Annotated in this window: 2 protein-coding genes; one reads left to right on the top strand and one right to left on the bottom strand. The window is 28.8% G+C overall.

From position 1 onward, the window contains the following. The coding region (locus V7068_RS22445; RefSeq protein WP_499714636.1) for a hypothetical protein at nt 1-421 on the bottom strand (421 nt) is incomplete at its 3' end. Between the two features lie 155 nt (nt 422-576). Between V7068_RS22445 and V7068_RS22440 the strand changes: the two genes are divergently transcribed. Beyond that, nucleotides 577-1,053 (top strand): hypothetical protein (locus tag V7068_RS22440; RefSeq protein WP_499714635.1); only part of this gene is annotated, 477 nt, incomplete at its 3' end.

Below are 1,053 nucleotides of genomic sequence, written 5' to 3'. Positions count from 1 at the left end.
CATTTAGTATTACCATATCTTTATACTGAATCTCACGAAATTCCTTTAAAAGCATTCCCGCATAATAACCCATAGTAGCAGAACATCTAGATGATTTTGATTCTATAGATGAATCAATAATTTCAGCTATATATTCTAAGTTAGCTTCTTTTTGAAGATATTTTTCTAATTTATTTATATAAGCATCCGTTACAGAATTTTCCTCTACCACCGTTGTAAATTTTATTAAAAAACGTTTAAATTTTTGTCTTTTCGCCAAGCTTAGTGCCGACAAAGTTAATTTTAATGGCAAAACGGCACTCCCTACTGTATCTAGGTAATCATTGTAAGATGTTATCCATTTATCAAGTTTATTCCCTAGTTCTGAAGCATTCTTTACTAAATCTGTAACTATCTTTATTGAAGTTTCTTCTGGCAACACATCTCATACCCTTCCTATGAATTTATAAATGGACTCTTTTTAGTTTATACGATCTGTTATAAATAGCATAAATATCTTACCATTATAAGCGAAATATGTGGTAAATTTTACAGTATATTTATCATACCGTAATCTGTAAATTTGGGGGTAGTTTAATGTTAGGACATATAGGCATACTTGCAAGTCATTCAGACACTTTCGGAGAAAAAAAATCTGTAGATGAAATACTAGAAATAATTCAACAATTACCCTTACTGACTTCTTTTATATCCCTTTCTCAAATCTCCACAGAAGTCTACAATGAAGGACACTTTAAAAATAACTTTAAAGAATTATATTTTAATTTATTAAATGATACTTTTAAAAAGAATCCACCTCCAGAGTGGGTTTCTCAAAAAGTCTATCAGGAATTAAAAAATAAGATTAATAAAATTGAAAATACGGTTGCTTTTTCAGCACAAAGTATCTTACATATGTGGAAATGGTTGTTGGCTTACGGAAATATAGATCAAATAAACCACTTACAGGATTCCGAATTAAATACTATTCAGCTATATTACCTTTCATTAATGACTAATGATTACTTGTATAGTGGTACTAATAAAAATGAAGAATTATATGCTGAATTATTT

Origin of the sequence: Bacillus sp. JJ634, assembly GCF_036962285.1 — a bacterium.
Lineage (GTDB): Bacteria > Bacillota > Bacilli > Bacillales > DSM-1321 > Peribacillus > Peribacillus asahii_A.
This window is presented reverse-complemented; position numbering and strand designations above follow the sequence as displayed.